The organism is Ancylobacter sp. 3268 (assembly GCF_031456575.1).
Lineage (GTDB): Bacteria > Pseudomonadota > Alphaproteobacteria > Rhizobiales > Xanthobacteraceae > Ancylobacter.
In genome coordinates this window covers 61,509-76,934 of the sequence record NZ_JAVDUX010000005.1, presented here as the reverse complement: position 1 = coordinate 76,934, position 15,426 = coordinate 61,509, and the positions used below count along the sequence as shown (strand labels likewise).

Below are 15,426 nucleotides of genomic sequence, written 5' to 3'. Positions count from 1 at the left end.
ATGACATCCGGGCCGCTCCAGCGCATCCTGTTCGCCGTCTATATCGCGGTGTTCTTCGTCTACCTGCTGGGTCCCCTGGCGGTGATGGGCGTCTCCGCCTTCAACACCCCGCAATACCCGCAGGTCTGGCCGATCGAGGGCTTCACCCTCGACTGGTTCTCCCAGCTTTTTGCCGATGAGGACATGATGTACGGGCTGCGTACCAGCCTGTGGATCGGCGTGCTGGTGGTGTGCATCTCGGTGCCGATCGGGCTGGCCGGCGCCATCGTCATGACGCAGATCCAGGCGCGGGTGCGCTCGGCCTATTATCTCGTCGTGGTGTCGCCGGTGCTGACGCCGGGTATCATCATCGGCATTTCCACCGTGGTGTTCTGGCGCGAATTCACCACGCTGACCGGCACGAAGTTCCTCTATGACGGCATCGTCCTCACGGTGATCGGCCAGTCGAGCTTCATCTCCGCCTATTGCATGCTGATCATCCTCGCCCGCCTCCAGCGCTTCGATCAGGCGCAGCAGGAGGCGGCGCTCGATCTCGGCGCCACCTATCCGCAGGTGTTTCGCCACATATTGCTGCCCTTCCTGCAGCCGGCGCTGTTCTCGGCGGCGGTGCTGGCCTTCCTGTCCTCGTTCGAGAACTACAACACCACCACCTTCGCCATTCTCTCCGACAAGACGCTGACCACGGTGCTCGCCGGCCGGGTGCGGCAGGGCTCCACCCCGGCGATCAGCGCGCTGGCGGTGATCATCGTTGCGGTGACCATCGTCGGCGCCATCGCCTATGAAGTGTGGAAACGGCGGGCGGATGCCGCGGCGGGCCGGCGCCTGCGCGCGGCGCAGGTGGCCGAGGAGAATGAACTCGCCGGCACCGCCGAGCCCGCCGCCGCCTAAGGTAGCGGTGGCACCTTGCCCATCCGCGGCAGGAGGGGGGCCGGCCACGGCCGGTACCGCTCAATCGGGCTTGTAGAGTTTGCCGAACTGTTCGGTGGAGATGGCGGTGAGGAAGATATCGCCGTCGATGCCGGAGGCGCCTTTCGTTCCGGCTGCCCCCCGGGTGCGATCGGGCCCGGCGCACCTTGGGATCCGCTCCCGACGCACCGCGGCCGTGCATCGGCACCGCCGGAGCCGCCGGGACCGCCGGGACCGCCCTTCCGGCCCTCCGCCATTGCGCCGCGAAGATCGATGATCGGGCCGCTGCGGCATTTGCAGGAAGGTGATCGTCAGCGGCGCCGCTATGCCCGCCCGCTATGCCCTGTTCGCGCGGAAGGCCCTGTCGGCCGGCTTGTCGATGCGTGCCGGCCCGGCCGGCCGGCACCTGGCCGGGCATGGCCGGGATTCGGCAGGCTGATGGCTCGTTCATAGGTGATGGCGCCGGCATTGGCTGGGTCTTCCGAGACGCTCTCCCTGGCGGCAAGGAAAGGATTGTTGCGCGAGGCTGCGCCTTCTTGCTGAACGTCAGCGTTGATCCGGACTTGAAGACGTCGCGCTCGGCCTGAAGATGTATCCGTCAAACAACCGGTTGCCGGATAGGGTGACGGCCTTGAGCGGTTCCGAAACCTCGCTGCTGTTCTTGGTCTCCTGGATGGCGGACGCACGCGACAGCTCGTCCCAGCTCGGTTGATTTGATGTCGACCTGTTGCGCGGTAATTCTGTTAATTGAATGCAGGTTTCGCGCCGCCGAAGGCGCTGCGTGCGCCTGTTGGCAATGCCTCGGATACAGCCCTCCGATGGGACGGTGGTCGAAGCGGGGAAAGCCGAAACACAGCTGACGATTGCACCATCTGCGACGCCTCTCATCTTACGCCAATCTCTTGCGATTAAGTCGTGTGCGATTATTTTAAGGGGCGGCGACATTTCGCCAGCGAGGATCATTGCCATGAAAGGGCATGCAGATGAGACGGCTGACCGGCCCGTCCTGACACCCGCCGAGCGCATCGACGCCACGTCGCGCGCCGGCGATGCCGGTCTCGACGACTTCCTCTGCTTTACGGTCTATTCCGCCAATCACGCGTTCAACCGCGCCTATCAGCGGCTACTCGACGCGCTCGGTCTCACCTATCCGCAATATCTGGTCATGTGGAGCCTGTGGCGTGCTGACGGGCAGACCGTCGGCGAGCTTGCCGGGCATCTCGATCTTGAATCGAGCACGTTGACACCGTTGATCAAGCGGCTGGAAGCGATCGGTCTGGTGTCCCGCCGCCGCAGTATCGAGGATGGCCGGCAGGTGCATGTATTCCTCACCGGCGAGGGGCAGGCGCTGGAGGCCAAGGCCGCCGCGGTGCCGGTCGCCATTGCCGCCGCCACCGGGCTCGACCGCCCGGCGGCGCAGCGCCTGCGCGAGGACATGACCCGGCTGCGCCGGACCCTGAGGGCGGCAGGGCTTGACTAGACGCTCGTGGCTGAAGACACGGCGAGGCGCGGTCCGCTCAGGCGCGCCCGTTCGCAGAGGGCGGCTTGGAAGACTCCGCTACCCTCCGCTGCTATGACCGGCGCCAGGACAGCCGAGCGAGTAGCCAGACGATGGACGCCGCGCCGATCGAGATCGACATTCGCCTGCGCGATCTGCGCAATTTCTTCGCCACGCCGGATATTGATCCGTTCGCGGGCGAGGATATCGACGAATCCGGTATCGACCGGCTGATCGATCTGCTGACCGCCGAACGAGGCTGGCGCCATCGGCCGGTGCGGGCGCGGCTGCATGTGGCGCCGACGCCGGACAATGACGCGCTGGCCCCGCGCATCGCCGAGGCGCTGGCGCGCTATTGCGACGGCAACCGCGACTATGCCGAGCGCAAGCTGCGCGAGACCCGGCGCCAGGGGCTGCGCACGCTTGCCGTCGGCATGGTGTTCCTCGCCTTCTGCATCGGCGTCGCGGCGCTGATCAACAGCTCGGCGCTTTCCGACATGCTGGTCGGTGAGATGCTGAGCGAAGGCGCCATCATCGCCGGCTGGGTCGGGCTGTGGCGGCCGGTCGAGATCCTGCTGTTCGACTGGTGGCCCTATGCGCGCGACCGGGCGCTCTACGCCAAGCTGCGCACGCTCGACATCACTGTGCTGCCGCTCGCAGCGGCGCGGTGAAGGCGTCGGCGTCGGCCGGGCCGCCGAGCCAGCGGTCGAGAAAGCTTTCCAGCCACAGCCGCACCCGCCCGTCATGCTGCAGCCGATCGCTGAAATGGGCGCTGCGCGGACGCGCGCCGGGCAGCGACAGCCGCTCGCTGCCGTGCACGGTCCAGCGGCACATCATGTGATGCGTGACTTCCGGGTGGAATTGCAGCCCATAGGCGGCCGGGCCATAGCGGAAGGCCTGGTTGGGGAAGGCATCGCCGGAGGCGAGCAGTTCGGCGCCGCGGGCGAGCTCGAAGCCTTCCCGGTGCCAGTGATAGACATGGTTCGGCCAGTCGTCGGCGGCGGCACCCATCCCCCTGCCAGATGTTTCCCTCCCAGCCGTTTCCCTGCCGGCCGGTTCCCCCTGCGCCTCGCCGAGCAGCGCGCGGCCGACGGCGGTGGGCCGCAGCGGATAATAGCCGATCTCCACCAGCCCCTCGGGATGCGGGGCCACCCGGGCACCGAGATGGCGCGCCAGCATCTGCGCCCCCAGGCAGATGCCGAGATAGGGTTTGGCCTCCTTCAGCGCCACGCCGATCCAGTCGATCTCGGCGCGCACATAATCGTGGCAGTCATTGGCGCTTTGCGGCCCGCCGAAGATCACGGCGCCGGCATGCCCGGCAAGGGTGGCGGGCAGCGGGTCGCCGAGACAGGGGCGGCGTACATCCAGCCGGTGTCCGCGCTCGACCAGCAAGCGACCGACGCGGCCGGGCGAGGAATGTTCCTGGTGCAGGACGATCAGGATGTCGGAGCTTGGCTGTTGACCCATTCTCGTTCGTCGTCGTCGCGAATCCGCAACGCTGCGCTGCGGAATATGTCAGCCATCACGACATGATTTTCGAGCGGTTTCAAGGCGTCGGTCCACAAACCCAGCCAATCGCCGTGGTTTGTGGGCGCCGCGCCCGGCATCACGCCCCGTCGAAGGTCTCGCGGATGCGCTTGCGGATCTCCACCCGGTCGCGCGAGGAGATGTTCAGCAGCTCGGCGGCCCGCCAGACGAGATTGTCCTCGAACTCGGTGAGGCCGCCATCGGCATAGGCGACCTCGAACATCATCTCGATGACGCGCTTGCGGCCTTCCTCGTCCATCGCCCGGTTCAGCACGCTGGTGAAGGCATAGAGATCCACCGCCTCGGCATCGCGGGCGATGGCGGCCTCGAGCAGGTGCTCGGCCTCCTCCTCCTTCAGGCTGAAGCGGAAGCCGAGGATGCGCTTCAGCTTGTCCATTTCGACATCGCCGATGATGCCGTCGATGGTCACCACATGCACCAGCAGCGCGGCGGCGGCGAGGCGATAATCGTTCTCGGCGAATTCCGGCTCGCGGGCGCCGCCGGCGATCTCGGCGATGAAATCGGTCAAACTGCGCAACATGCCGGCGCAAAGCTCCAGCGGCAGGGCTTCAAGGGACCCCGGTCGGACCAAGGGATGTGGGTGCGGCGGGGCTGGTGGCCAACTCCGCAATTTTGCGTATCGGAATTGCCGCGGCGGCGCAATGATCCCGGAGCTGCGGCGGATCGATCCTGCTGCGTTCGTGCAGGCGGGCCACACCGGCGGCGTGGGAAAAGAAAAAAGCCCGGCGAGGTCGAGGAACCCGCCGGGCGAAGCGTTCGGACGTTGCGGCCACCGGAGCGGCAGCTCCCGCGGGTCACGGCGGCGCCGACGCGGCGTGCCGGAGGCCGCTAGGCGAGATAGGTCGCATAGCGCGACACGTGATCGGCAAGGCCGAGCGCATGGTTGCGCACCAGCACCTCGGCAGTGTCGGTATCGCGCGCCTCCAGCGACTGGATGATGGCGAGGTGATCCTGGATCGAGCGATCGGCGCGATCTTCCTCGGCAATGGTCTTGCGGCGGATCATCCGCATGTGGGTGAACAGGTTCTCGGCGAGATTGATGAGGATGCCGTTGCCGCCCATGGCGATGATCGCCTGGTGGAACTGGATGTTCACCTCGGAATACTCGTCCAGCTTGGCGTGGGGGGCACCGTCCTCGAAGGTGGCGAACATGGCCCGCAGGGTGGCGATCTCCTCGTCGCTGGCGTGCTGGGTGATCAGCCGGGCGGCAAGGCTCTCCAGTGCCGCCCAGACCTGGATCATCTCGATGACCTCGCGCTTGGTCTTGCGCACCACATAAATGCCGCGGCGCGGCACCGAATGGACGAAGCCTTCGCGCTCCAGCTGCGCCATCGCCTCGCGCACCGGGGTGCGGCTGACGCCGAGGCTCTGGGCCAGCTGGCGCTCGTCGAGCCGGACCTCGTGCGGCTGGTCGTAGATGTTGAGCGAGACGATGACGTCCTTCAGCGCGGCATAGGCGCGGTTCTTGAAGGTCGAGGTGTCCTCGAGCGGGGCGACGGCGAGCTTGGCGGCGCCGATGCCGACGCGCTGGATGCTGGTTTCGATGCTCATTGTCCGGCTCGCGTCCGCAGCCGGAAGGCCGGCACGGCGGCGCCGCGCGAGCGGGATATCCCGGCATTGTTGGTGGTGGTCATTGGCGTTGCCTCCCAGTCCCCGATGCTTGGCTTGCTCCGACATGCCGCGCCGGCCGCCTTGTCGGCGTGTCACGGCTTGGGCGGTAGGTCCGGATGTAGGCGGTTCCGGTTGGGGTATCCGTCACCGGAATGCCGGCCCGGGTGGATGCCCGGTGCCGGCCGGATCGAAGCCCGCCGCGCGGATGGTGCGGCGGGCGTTGCGAGAGCCTGGGTCAGGCCGGCTGCACGATGCCGCGCGCACGGTTGATCAGGTTGGAGATCAGTGGCCACACGCCGGCGAGAAGGCCGATACCCATGATCGTCGCCACCAGCGGGGTGGACCAGAACACGCTGAGCGAGCCCCCCGATCCCAGCAGCGACTGCCGGAAGGCCTCCTCGGCGCTGTCGCCGAGCACGATGGCCAGCACCAGCGGGGCGAGCGGGTAGTTGGTCTTCTTCAGCACATAGCCGATCACGCCGAACACCAGCATCATCACCACGTCGAACACGTTGTTGTTCACCGTGTAGGCGCCGATCGCGCAGATCACCAGGATCACCGGAGCGATGATCGAGAAGGGGATGCGCAGGATCGAGGCGAACAGCGGCACCGTGGTCAGCACGAGGATCAGGCCGACGATGTTGCCGAGATACATGGAGGCGATGAGGCCCCACACGAATTCGGACTGCTCGACGAACAGCATCGGGCCGGGCTGGAGACCCCAGATCAGCAGGCCGCCGAGCAGCACCGCGGCGGTCGGCGAACCGGGCACGCCCAGCGCCAGCATCGGCAGCATGGCCGAGGTACCGGCGGCGTGCGCGGCGGTCTCGGGGGCGATGACGCCCTCGATCTCGCCATTGCCGAAGTTCTTGCCGGTCTTCGACACCCGCTTGGCGACGCCATAGGCCATGAAGGAGGCCGGGGTGGCGCCGGCGGGGGTGATGCCCATCCAGCAGCCGATGACGCAGGAGCGCAGCGAGGTGGCCCAGTATTTGGGCAGGGTCTTCCAGGTGTGCCACACCACCTTGGCGTCGATCTTCGCCGCCTTGCCGCGGAACTCCAGGCCTTCTTCCATGGTCAGCAGGATTTCGCCGATGCCGAACAGGCCGATGACCGCGATGAGGAAGTCGAAGCCGTTCAGCAGTTCCTCGGAGCCGAAGGTGAGGCGCAGCTGGCCGGTGACCATGTCGAGGCCGACGGCGGCGAGCGCGAAGCCGATCATCATCGACACCACGGTCTTGGCCGGCGGTTCCTTGCTCATGCCGACGAAGGAGGCGAAGGCGAGGAAATACACCGCGAACTTCTCGGCCGGCCCGAAGCGCAGGGCGAACTGCGCGACCAGCGGCGCGATCATGGTGATCATGATGATGGCGACGAAGGCACCGACGAAGGAGGAGGTGAAGGCGGCGGTGAGCGCCTCGCCGGCGCGTCCCGAGCGCGCCATCGGGTGGCCGTCGAAGGTGGTGGCCACCGACCAGGGTTCGCCGGGAATGTTGAACAGCACCGAGGTGATGGCGCCGCCGAACAGGGCGCCCCAGTAGATGCAGGTCAACAGGATGATCGCCGATGTCGGCGACATCGAGAAGGTGAGCGGCAGCAGGATGGCAACGCCGTTGGCGCCGCCGAGGCCCGGCAGCACGCCGATGATGACGCCGAGCAGAATGCCCACCGCCATCAGCAGGATGTTGAACGGATCGGCGGCGATGCCGAATCCGTGCCAAAGACTGACGAAATTCTCGAACATGAGCGCTTTCCCTCGAGCCGGACCCGGCCGGCCTCACGTGCTTTTTTCGGAGGTCAAAGCCCGAGCATGGCTTCGATGGGCCCCTTGGGAAGGGGAATGAGGAACCAGCGTTCCAGCGTGGCGTAGAAGAAGGCCGGGACGCCAAGGGCGACGGCGATCGTCAGCGGCCAGCCATAGCTGCCCAGCCACTTCATGAAGACGGCGATCAGGATCACCGAGGGCACGTAGATGCCGAGGAAGGGTACCAGCGCCACATAGACGGTGGTGGGCACCAGCACCTTGAGCACCTGGCCGAGCTGCCCCCATTCGGTGAACAGCGCCGTGGGTTCCTCGCGGGTGCCCTGCACGATGTTGATCAGGCTGCAGCCGCAGATGATCAGGCCGACATAGAAGGGAAAGAAGCCGGCTTGCGGGCCGTCCGGTCCCCATCCGAAGCCTACAATGTAACTGCCATAGACGACGATGATGCCGAACAGCAGGGTCAGCAGGCCGACGCCGATCTCGGCATTGCGCTGCGTGGGTCCCGTGCCGGCGCCGTGGGATGTTTCGCTCATGTTTTGCTCCGCGATCCTGATCACGATCCGACCGTCCGGCGGGATGTCTCCCGCCGGGTGCCGGATCGGCGCATTCTCGATTGACGCGATGTTCTGTGCGCCGCCGACGATCCCGCGCGCGGCACCGGCTGGCGGCGCCTGCCGGGCGGGGTGCTGGCGATCGGTTCTGGAACCCCCGCCGCTCCGGATGCGGGTCCGGCCGCGCGCAGGGGGTTCCCGTCGATAAGGCGGGCGCCCGCCGTCAGCCGGCCCGCGCGCCGAGGCGCAGGCCGGGACGGGAGTGCGTCAGTTGGCGGCGGCGATGAAGCCGGCTTCCTGCATCAGGCCCTTATGGGTGGCCTCGGCCTTGGTCAGCCAGTCCTTGAACTCGGCGCCGGCCATGAAGGTCTGGTTGAAGGCGCCGTCCTTCATCAGCTGCTTCCATTCCGGGGTCTCGCGGACCTTCTTGAACAGATCGACGAAATAGGCGACCTGCTCGTCGGTCACGCCCGGGGGCATGAAGATGCCGCGCAGCATCAGATATTCGACGTCAAGACCCGCCGATTTGCAGGTCGGGACCGAGGACCAGGACTGGTCGCCGAGGATCTTGTCGGTGTAGGGCAAGGTCTTCTGGTCGAACACGCAGAGCGGGCGCACCTTGTCGCCGCGCCATTGCGAGACGGCTTCGATCGGGTTGTTCACGGTCGAGTTGACGTGGCCGCCGACCAGCTGCACCGCCACTTCGCCGCCGCCCTTGTAGGGGATGTAGGTCAGCTTCTTGCCGAGCGCCTTCTCGATGGCGACGGTGATGATCTGGTCTTCCTGCTTGGAGCCGGTGCCGCCCATCTTGAAGGTGCCGTCCGGCGCCGCCTTGATGGCCGCTTCATATTCCTGCGCGGTCTTGTAGGGCTCCTGCGCATTCACCCACAGCACGAATTCGTCCAGCGCCAGCATCGCCACCGGGGTCATGTCCTTCCAGTTGAAGGGAATGCCGGTCGCCAGCGGGGTGGTGAACAGGTTGGACAGGGTGATGACGATCTTGTGCGGGTTGGCCTTCGAGTTCTTGACGTCGAGGAAACCTTCGCCGCCGGCGCCGCCGGACTTGTTGATGACGATCAGCTGGGTCGGCATCAGCTCGTGCTTGGCGATGATGCCCTGCAGCGTGCGCGCCATCTGGTCGGCGCCGCCGCCGGTGCCGGCCGGGACGATGAATTCGACGGGCTTGGTCGGCTTCCACTCCGCCGCCGCCGGCAGTATCGACATCGCGGCCAGGCCGAGCGCGGTGAGCGTCCCGAGGCCGAGAGCATGGAAGTTCTTCATTTGGCGTTCCTTCCCACGGGGTTTGGTCTCTTGCCGTTTTGTTTTCCGGCGTTCTTGCTTGGTAATTTTTACTTGGAGCCGCGCCGTTCCAGGGGTGTCGACGACCTTGGCGGGCAGTCGAAACCGATGAAGCGAGGCACAGCGACAGCCGGTTGCTTTTGTTCGGTTTCTGGGGGCGGCTTGTCTGGAATAAGTTGTACCAAGATGACTGTAATGCCAAGAGATAATTCTAAAGTTGTATGGTGCGACGCAAGGTAAGCGGGCGTTACATATTCAATATTACGGCATCTGGCATGCCATCTTTGGTATACGTAATAATTTATATTGCATCCCGGCATATCTTATTAAGTAACCCATTGCGCAGGCACGTCTTTCATTCGTTCGCCCACCGGCGCGCCGGGGAGTATCTTCGTACTCTCGTCAAGGCCGGTGGCGGCTGGGTCGCCGGGGAGGGAAATATCCGTCGGGGCGGTGGTGGCCTTGCTTCCGCCGGATTGCCGGCGCAATTCCGCCCTTCGTGTTGCGTTGCAGCATCTTTTTTCCGCCGCCCTCCGCGGCCTGGTGCGTCGGCGGGTGTCACCGCCTTGCGTTCGGCGCGTGGCAGGGTGGCGCCACGGGGCGATGGCGTCGCCGCGCGGAATCGTTTTTGCTACGTGTGGTGTACGGATCCGGCGGCGCGGCGCAGCACCCGGGCGAAGGTTGAAGGAGAGTTCATTTCATGACCAGTCGCGTTATTCCCGTGGCGCCTTTCGTGATCGTGGTGTTCGGCGCCACCGGCGACCTGTCGCGCCGCAAGCTGCTGCCCGCCCTGTTCCATCGCGATATTGACGGTCAGCTGCCGGATGATGCGGCGATCGTCGGCGTGTCGCGCCGTTCGTTCAGCGAAGAGGAGTTCCGCAGTTTCGCCCGGCAGGCGCTCGACGATCACATTCCCGCCGCCGAGCTGGTGCCGGAATATGTCGAGCGCTTCCTCGACCGGCTGTCCTATATTTCCGCCGATGCCGGGCGCGAGGAAGGCTGGAGCGATCTTGCCGACCGGATGAAGGCGGCGGGCGAGCGCATCAAGGTCTATTATCTCGCCACCGCGCCGGAGCTGTTCGGGCCGATCTGCGAGAAGCTGGGCAAATACGGCCTCGCCGACGAGGCGCGGGTGGTGATCGAGAAGCCCATCGGCAAGAACCTCGCCTCGGCTTTGGCGCTGAACGAGGAGGTCGGCCGCATCTTCCCGGAAGACCGCGTCTACCGCATCGATCATTATCTCGGCAAGGAGACGGTGCAGAACCTGATGGCGCTGCGCTTCGCCAACGCGCTGTTCGAGCCCTTGTGGAACAGCGCCCATATCGATCACGTGCAGATCACGGTGGCGGAGGCGCTCGGCGTCGAGGAGCGCGCCGGCTATTACGACACCGCCGGCGCCATGCGCGACATGGTGCAGAACCACATTCTGCAGCTGCTCTGCCTGGTCGCCATGGAGCCGCCGTCCTCGCTCGACGCCGATGCGGTGCGCGACGAGAAGCTGAAGGTGCTGCGGGCGCTGAAGCCGATCGACGACCAGAATGCCGGCCAGCTCACCGTGCGCGGCCAGTATCGTGCCGGCGCCTCGGCCGGCGGCGCGGTGCCGGGCTATCTCGAGGAACTCGGCTCCTCGCGCAGCCAGACCGAGACCTTCGTGGCGCTGAAGGCCGAGGTCGGCAACTGGCGCTGGGCCGGGGTGCCGTTCTATCTGCGCACCGGCAAGCGCCTCGCCTCGCGGGTCTCGGAGATCGTGGTCGAGTTCAAGCCGGTGCCGCATTCGGTATTCGACGTCAATGTCGGGCCGATCTCGCCCAACCGGCTGGTGATCCGCCTGCAGCCGGACGAGGGCGTGAAGCTGTGGCTGATGATCAAGGATCCCGGCCCCGGCGGCATCCGCCTCACCCATGTCCCGCTCGACATGAGCTTCGCCAAGGCGTTCAAGGTGCGCAACCCGGATGCCTATGAGCGCCTGATCCTCGACGTGGTGCGCGGCAACCAGACGCTGTTCATGCGCCGCGACGAGGTGCAGGCAGCGTGGGAATGGGTCGATCCGATCCTGAATGCCTGGCGCAACGCCAAGGAGCCGCCGCGGCCCTATACTGCCGGCACCTGGGGGCCGTCCGCCGCCATCGCGCTGATCGAGCGCGACGGGCGCACTTGGCTGGAGGACGGGGCGTGAGGCCGGTGCTTTCCATGCATGTCTTTGCCGACGGCGCGGCGCTGGCGGCGGCGCTGGCCGATTTCGTCGCGTCGAAGCTTCTCGCCCGCGTCGCCCGCGATGGCGGGGCCAGCCTCGCCGTCTCCGGCGGGCGCACGCCGACGCGCTTCTTCGAGGCGCTGTCGGCGCGCGACCTTCCCTGGCCGAAGATCGGCATCACCCTCGTCGACGAGCGCTGGGTGCGGGAGACCTCCGACCGTTCCAATGCCCGGCTGGTGCGCGAGCATCTGCTGAAGGGGCCGGCGGCGGCGGCGCGCTTCGTGGCGCTGGCCAACGACGCCGCGACGCCCGAGGACGGGCTGTTCGCCATCAACGAGGCGCTGGAGGACCTTTATTGGCCGCTGGCATGCGCGGTGCTCGGCATGGGCGAGGATGGGCACACCGCCTCGTTCTTCCCCGGCGGCGACCGCCTCGCCGAGGCGCTGGATCCGGAAGCCACGCTGGGCCTGATGCCGATGCGCGCGCCCGGCGCCGGCGAGCCGCGCATCACGCTCACCTTGCCGGTGCTGCTGGCGGCGGATGCCCTGGCGCTCCATATCGAGGGCGAGGGCAAGCGGCCGGTGCTGCAGGCGGCGCTGGCCGACGGCCCGGTGGAGGAGATGCCGGTGCGGGCGGTGCTGCGCGCGCCGCGTCCGCCCGATATCTTCTGGTGCCCCTGATCGTTGGCGCCTAGATCGCCTTTGTCGAACCCACTGATACCGAGGAGATCCGCATGGCCGAATCGCCCCAGACGTCCAGCGTGAAGGCCCGCCTCGGCGAGATCACCGAACGCATCGTCCGCCGCTCGCACGACACCCGTTCGCGCTATCTCGACCGCATCGCCGCGGCCGCCGAGAAGGCGCCGAGCCGCGCCAAGCTCGGCTGCGCCAACCAGGCGCACGGCTTCGCCGCCTGCGGGCCGGGCGACAAGGCGATGCTGCGCGAGGGCTCCGGTGCCAATCTCGCCATCGTCACCGCCTATAACGACATGCTCTCGGCCCACCAGCCCTATGAGCACTACCCGGCTCTCATCCGCGCCGCGGCGCGGGCGGCGGGCGGCGTCGCCCAGGTCGCCGGCGGCGTGCCGGCGATGTGCGACGGCGTCACCCAGGGCGAGGCCGGTATGGAATTGTCGCTGTTCTCGCGCGACGTCATCGCGCTCTCCACCGCCGTCGCGCTGTCGCACCAGACCTTCGATGCCGCGGTATATCTCGGCATTTGCGACAAGATCGTGCCGGGCCTCGTCATCGGCGCGCTTTCGTTCGGCCACCTGCCGGCGGTGTTCGTTCCCGCCGGGCCGATGACCTCCGGCCTGCCCAATGACGAGAAGGCCAAGATCCGCCAGCTCTTCGCCGAAGGAAAAGTCGGCCGCGACGCGCTGCTCGAAGCCGAGAGCCAGTCCTATCACGGGCCGGGCACCTGCACCTTCTACGGCACCGCCAACACCAACCAGATGATGATGGAGATCATGGGGCTGCATCTGCCCGGCGCCTCCTTCGTCAACCCCAACACGCCGCTGCGCGACGCGCTCACCACCGCTGCTGCCGAGCGGGCGATGGAAGTGACCGCGCTGGGCAATGATTATCGCCCGGTCGGGCGGATGCTGGATGAGCGGGTGTTCGTCAACGGCATTGTCGGCCTGCATGCCACCGGCGGCTCGACCAACCACACCATGCATGTGGTGGCGATGGCGGCGGCGGCGGGCATCAAGCTCAGCTGGGACGATTTCTCCGACCTCGCCGACATCACCCCGCTGCTCTGCCGCGTCTATCCGAACGGCAAGGCGGATGTGAACCATTTCCATGCCGCCGGCGGCATGGCCTTCATCATCCGCGAGCTGATCGGCGAGGGGCTGCTGCACCGCGACGTCGAGACGGTGTGGGGCGCCGGCCTCGACGCCTATACAAGCGAGCCGAGGCTGTCCTCCGAGGGCGAACTCGTCTGGCAGGACGGCCCGGCGACCAGCGCCGACGAAAACGTGGTGCGTCCGGTCGCGCGGCCGTTCCACGCGACCGGCGGCCTGAAGCTGCTGGCGGGGGATATCGGCCGTGCCGTCATCAAGACCTCGGCCATCGCCAGCGAGCGCCATGTCATCGAGGCCCCGGCCAAGGTGTTCCACTCACAGGAGGAGTTGCAGCGCGCCTTCAAGGCCGGCACGCTCACCGGCGATTTCGTCGCGGTGGTGCGCTACCAGGGCCCCAAGGCCAACGGCATGCCGGAGCTGCACAAGCTGATGCCGCCGCTGGGGGTGTTGCAGGACCGCGGCCAGAAGGTGGCCCTGGTCACCGATGGCCGGCTGTCCGGCGCCTCCGGCAAGGTGCCGGCCGCCATCCATGTCACGCCGGAAGCCGCCGATGGCGGCGCTATCGCGCTGATCCGCGAGGGCGACATCGTCCGCGTCGATGCCGTCGCCGGCACGCTGACCGTCAAGGTCGACCCGGCGGAATGGGCGGTGCGCACCCCGGCGGCCGCCGATCTGGAGGCGAGCCACTGGGGCGTGGGCCGCGAGCTGTTCGGCTCGTTCCGGGCGGCGGTGGGCACCGCCGATACCGGCGCCACCATCTTCGCGGTGGCGTAGGACCCGTCTCCCGCTCTCCCCGGACCGGCGGCGCGCAACGCCGTTCCGGGCTGGGGAGAGCCTCTGGAACCTGTCCCTGTTTCCCTCCCCGGTTGGGGCGAGGTGGCCCGCGCAGCGGGTTGGTGAGGGGCCGATGGCGTTTTGGGAAGAGGCGAAGGTCCCTCATCCCATCCCTCGCCGTCGACATCGGACGCGTGCGATGTCGACCTCAGGCAAGGTCGAAACCGGCATGGCCGTTCGGTGCGGGGAGGGGCCAGCCTCGCGCCCGCCATCCTCGCGCGGCGTGGTCCGCTCAGTAAAGCGGCCCGACCTTGCCGAGCGGGATGAAGCCCAGCGCCACCCGTCCGTCGCGGAACACGAAGGGAAAGCCGCTGGCCTTGGTGCCGTCGATGGTGGTCGGCTGGCCGGCGGCCATCAGCAGCGGCAGCAGCGCGTTGGCCTGCTCCGGCAGCAGGCCGGAGCCGCCGAGCGCGCCCAGCAATCCCTGCGGATTGGCGACGGCGACGGTCAGCGCGCCGTTCGGGCGCCGCTGGGCGTCGAGGCTGATGTCGCCGGTGGCGTTCATCATCCCGCCGCCGGCGGCCAGCTTGCCCACGGCGATGTTCACCGTGCCGCCCGCCTGCTGCCAGAGCTGCAGCCGCTCCGCCACCGGCATCGCCTGGAACGGCGGCACCTGCGTGATAGTGGCCTGCAGCTCGCCATCCGCCGTTGCCTGGCTTCCGCCGTTCAGCGCGCCGCTGCCGGCCGCCTTCACCCCCATGGCAATGTCGAGGGTGTTGCCGTCGGCACCGGGATGGTGGCGGGCATGCAGTTCGGCATGGCGGGCGAAGAACAGCCTCCGTCCCCCCTCGCTCAGCACATAGTCATTGGCCGAGGTCGAGACGCGGTCGACCACGCCGCCCGAGCCGACGGCGCTCACCTGCAGCAGCGACCAATTGGCCTCGATGCTGCGCCCGCTGGCCGGTTCCTTCAGAACCGAAGGGCCCTGGAACTCGGCGATGATGTGCTGCGGGTTCCACACCTGCGCGACGGCGTGGACGCGCCCGGCCGACCACTGCCACGGGGCGGCGCCGGTGAAGGTGACGCTGGGCTGGGCGCAGATCAGCTCGAAGCGGAAGGGAAAGCCGGTCAGCCGCCGGTCGGCGCAGCTCCACTGCCGCCCGGCCGCCGCCTCGTTGGCGATCCAGCCGTCGATCTCCTTTTCGGCGCGGCCGGCGGCATAGAACCAGGCGGCGGTCCAGCCGAGGCCGGCGAGCACGAACAGCGCCAGCGGCAGCACCACCCAGAGCGAGGAGCGGCGGCCGGAGGCGGGGACGGCTGCGGTGGAGGCGGCGGCACGGTCGGGGTCGGTCATCGGGTCATCTCCAAGGCGGTCCTTCCATTGGCCCGCCAATGCGACACGGATGCGGCGGCGGGCGTCGGCGCCGGGCCGGCCGCGCCCGGAACGGCATATCGCGTTCCGTCCGCCACGTTAAG

General features: G+C 67.5%; 13 protein-coding genes. 6 read left to right on the top strand and 7 right to left on the bottom strand.

Annotated features, from left to right (window positions below):
• The 3 genes from J2X65_RS08450 to J2X65_RS08440 all read left to right on the top strand — a co-directional run bounded on the left by J2X65_RS08450 (position 1) and on the right by J2X65_RS08440 (position 3,075).
• A complete protein-coding gene (locus J2X65_RS08450) occupies positions 1–888 on the top strand; it encodes an ABC transporter permease (protein WP_310200237.1) in 888 nt (295 codons plus the stop codon).
• A 985-nt stretch (positions 889–1,873) separates the two neighbouring features.
• Positions 1,874–2,386 carry a MarR family transcriptional regulator gene (locus tag J2X65_RS08445; protein ID WP_310200234.1) on the top strand — a complete coding sequence of 171 codons (513 nt, stop codon included), beginning with the start codon at positions 1,874–1,876 and terminating at the stop codon, positions 2,384–2,386.
• 131 nt (positions 2,387–2,517) lie between these two features.
• Positions 2,518–3,075 (top strand): hypothetical protein, encoded by a 558-nt coding sequence (locus tag J2X65_RS08440; protein WP_310200232.1) that lies wholly within the window; start codon positions 2,518–2,520, stop codon positions 3,073–3,075.
• On the opposite strand, the gene J2X65_RS08435 is transcribed toward J2X65_RS08440, so the two are convergent.
• The 6 genes from J2X65_RS08435 to J2X65_RS08410 form a co-directional block, all read right to left on the bottom strand.
• Positions 3,044–3,871 (bottom strand): glutamine amidotransferase, encoded by an 828-nt coding sequence (locus J2X65_RS08435; protein WP_310200230.1) that lies wholly within the window; start codon positions 3,869–3,871, stop codon positions 3,044–3,046. The genes J2X65_RS08440 and J2X65_RS08435 overlap by 32 nt on opposite strands.
• A gap of 139 nt (positions 3,872–4,010) precedes the next feature.
• Positions 4,011–4,472 (bottom strand): TerB family tellurite resistance protein, encoded by a 462-nt coding sequence (locus J2X65_RS08430; RefSeq protein WP_310200228.1) that lies wholly within the window; start codon positions 4,470–4,472, stop codon positions 4,011–4,013.
• Between the two features lie 308 nt (positions 4,473–4,780).
• Positions 4,781–5,503, bottom strand: coding sequence for a GntR family transcriptional regulator (locus tag J2X65_RS08425; RefSeq protein ID WP_310200226.1), 723 nt, complete (start codon positions 5,501–5,503; stop codon positions 4,781–4,783).
• Between the two features lie 295 nt (positions 5,504–5,798).
• Positions 5,799–7,307 carry a tripartite tricarboxylate transporter permease gene (locus J2X65_RS08420; protein ID WP_310200224.1) on the bottom strand — a complete coding sequence of 503 codons (1,509 nt, stop codon included), beginning with the start codon at positions 7,305–7,307 and terminating at the stop codon, positions 5,799–5,801.
• A 53-nt stretch (positions 7,308–7,360) separates the two neighbouring features.
• Positions 7,361–7,861 (bottom strand): tripartite tricarboxylate transporter TctB family protein, encoded by a 501-nt coding sequence (locus J2X65_RS08415; RefSeq protein WP_310200222.1) that lies wholly within the window; start codon positions 7,859–7,861, stop codon positions 7,361–7,363.
• Positions 7,862–8,146: 285 nt separating this feature from the next.
• Entirely contained in the window at positions 8,147–9,160 is a 1,014-nt protein-coding gene (locus J2X65_RS08410) for a tripartite tricarboxylate transporter substrate-binding protein (protein WP_310200221.1), read from the bottom strand.
• Positions 9,161–9,878: 718 nt separating this feature from the next.
• Between J2X65_RS08410 and zwf the strand changes: the two genes are divergently transcribed.
• From zwf to edd, 3 genes are read left to right on the top strand one after another with little or no spacing between them, the layout of a single operon-like run.
• The gene (gene zwf, locus J2X65_RS08405; RefSeq protein WP_310200220.1) at positions 9,879–11,354 is read left to right on the top strand and encodes a glucose-6-phosphate dehydrogenase; all 1,476 of its coding nucleotides are present in this window, start codon (positions 9,879–9,881) and stop codon (positions 11,352–11,354) included.
• A gap of 14 nt (positions 11,355–11,368) precedes the next feature.
• Complete coding sequence (pgl, locus tag J2X65_RS08400) at positions 11,369–12,052, top strand: 6-phosphogluconolactonase (protein ID WP_310200218.1); 684 nt, start codon at positions 11,369–11,371, stop codon at positions 12,050–12,052.
• Between the two features lie 53 nt (positions 12,053–12,105).
• Positions 12,106–13,950 (top strand): phosphogluconate dehydratase, encoded by a 1,845-nt coding sequence (gene edd / locus J2X65_RS08395; RefSeq protein WP_310200216.1) that lies wholly within the window; start codon positions 12,106–12,108, stop codon positions 13,948–13,950.
• Between the two features lie 292 nt (positions 13,951–14,242).
• Here the strand turns inward: edd and J2X65_RS08390 are convergent, their stop codons facing one another.
• Positions 14,243–15,304 carry a DUF2125 domain-containing protein gene (locus J2X65_RS08390; protein WP_310200214.1) on the bottom strand — a complete coding sequence of 354 codons (1,062 nt, stop codon included), beginning with the start codon at positions 15,302–15,304 and terminating at the stop codon, positions 14,243–14,245.
• Between the last annotated feature and the right edge of the window lie 122 nt (positions 15,305–15,426).

Coding starts and splice junctions, on each gene's coding strand:
- pgl (WP_310200218.1), top strand. CDS start 11,369: ATGCATGTCTTTGCCGACGGCGCGGCGCTGGCGGCGGCGCTGGCCGAT.
- J2X65_RS08430 (WP_310200228.1), bottom strand. CDS start 4,472: ATGTTGCGCAGTTTGACCGATTTCATCGCCGAGATCGCCGGCGGCGCC.
- J2X65_RS08450 (WP_310200237.1), top strand. CDS start 1: ATGACATCCGGGCCGCTCCAGCGCATCCTGTTCGCCGTCTATATCGCG.
- J2X65_RS08425 (WP_310200226.1), bottom strand. CDS start 5,503: ATGAGCATCGAAACCAGCATCCAGCGCGTCGGCATCGGCGCCGCCAAG.
- J2X65_RS08420 (WP_310200224.1), bottom strand. CDS start 7,307: ATGTTCGAGAATTTCGTCAGTCTTTGGCACGGATTCGGCATCGCCGCC.
- J2X65_RS08440 (WP_310200232.1), top strand. CDS start 2,518: ATGGACGCCGCGCCGATCGAGATCGACATTCGCCTGCGCGATCTGCGC.
- J2X65_RS08435 (WP_310200230.1), bottom strand. CDS start 3,871: ATGGGTCAACAGCCAAGCTCCGACATCCTGATCGTCCTGCACCAGGAA.
- J2X65_RS08390 (WP_310200214.1), bottom strand. CDS start 15,304: ATGACCGACCCCGACCGTGCCGCCGCCTCCACCGCAGCCGTCCCCGCC.
- J2X65_RS08415 (WP_310200222.1), bottom strand. CDS start 7,861: ATGAGCGAAACATCCCACGGCGCCGGCACGGGACCCACGCAGCGCAAT.
- zwf (WP_310200220.1), top strand. CDS start 9,879: ATGACCAGTCGCGTTATTCCCGTGGCGCCTTTCGTGATCGTGGTGTTC.
- J2X65_RS08445 (WP_310200234.1), top strand. CDS start 1,874: ATGAAAGGGCATGCAGATGAGACGGCTGACCGGCCCGTCCTGACACCC.
- J2X65_RS08410 (WP_310200221.1), bottom strand. CDS start 9,160: ATGAAGAACTTCCATGCTCTCGGCCTCGGGACGCTCACCGCGCTCGGC.
- edd (WP_310200216.1), top strand. CDS start 12,106: ATGGCCGAATCGCCCCAGACGTCCAGCGTGAAGGCCCGCCTCGGCGAG.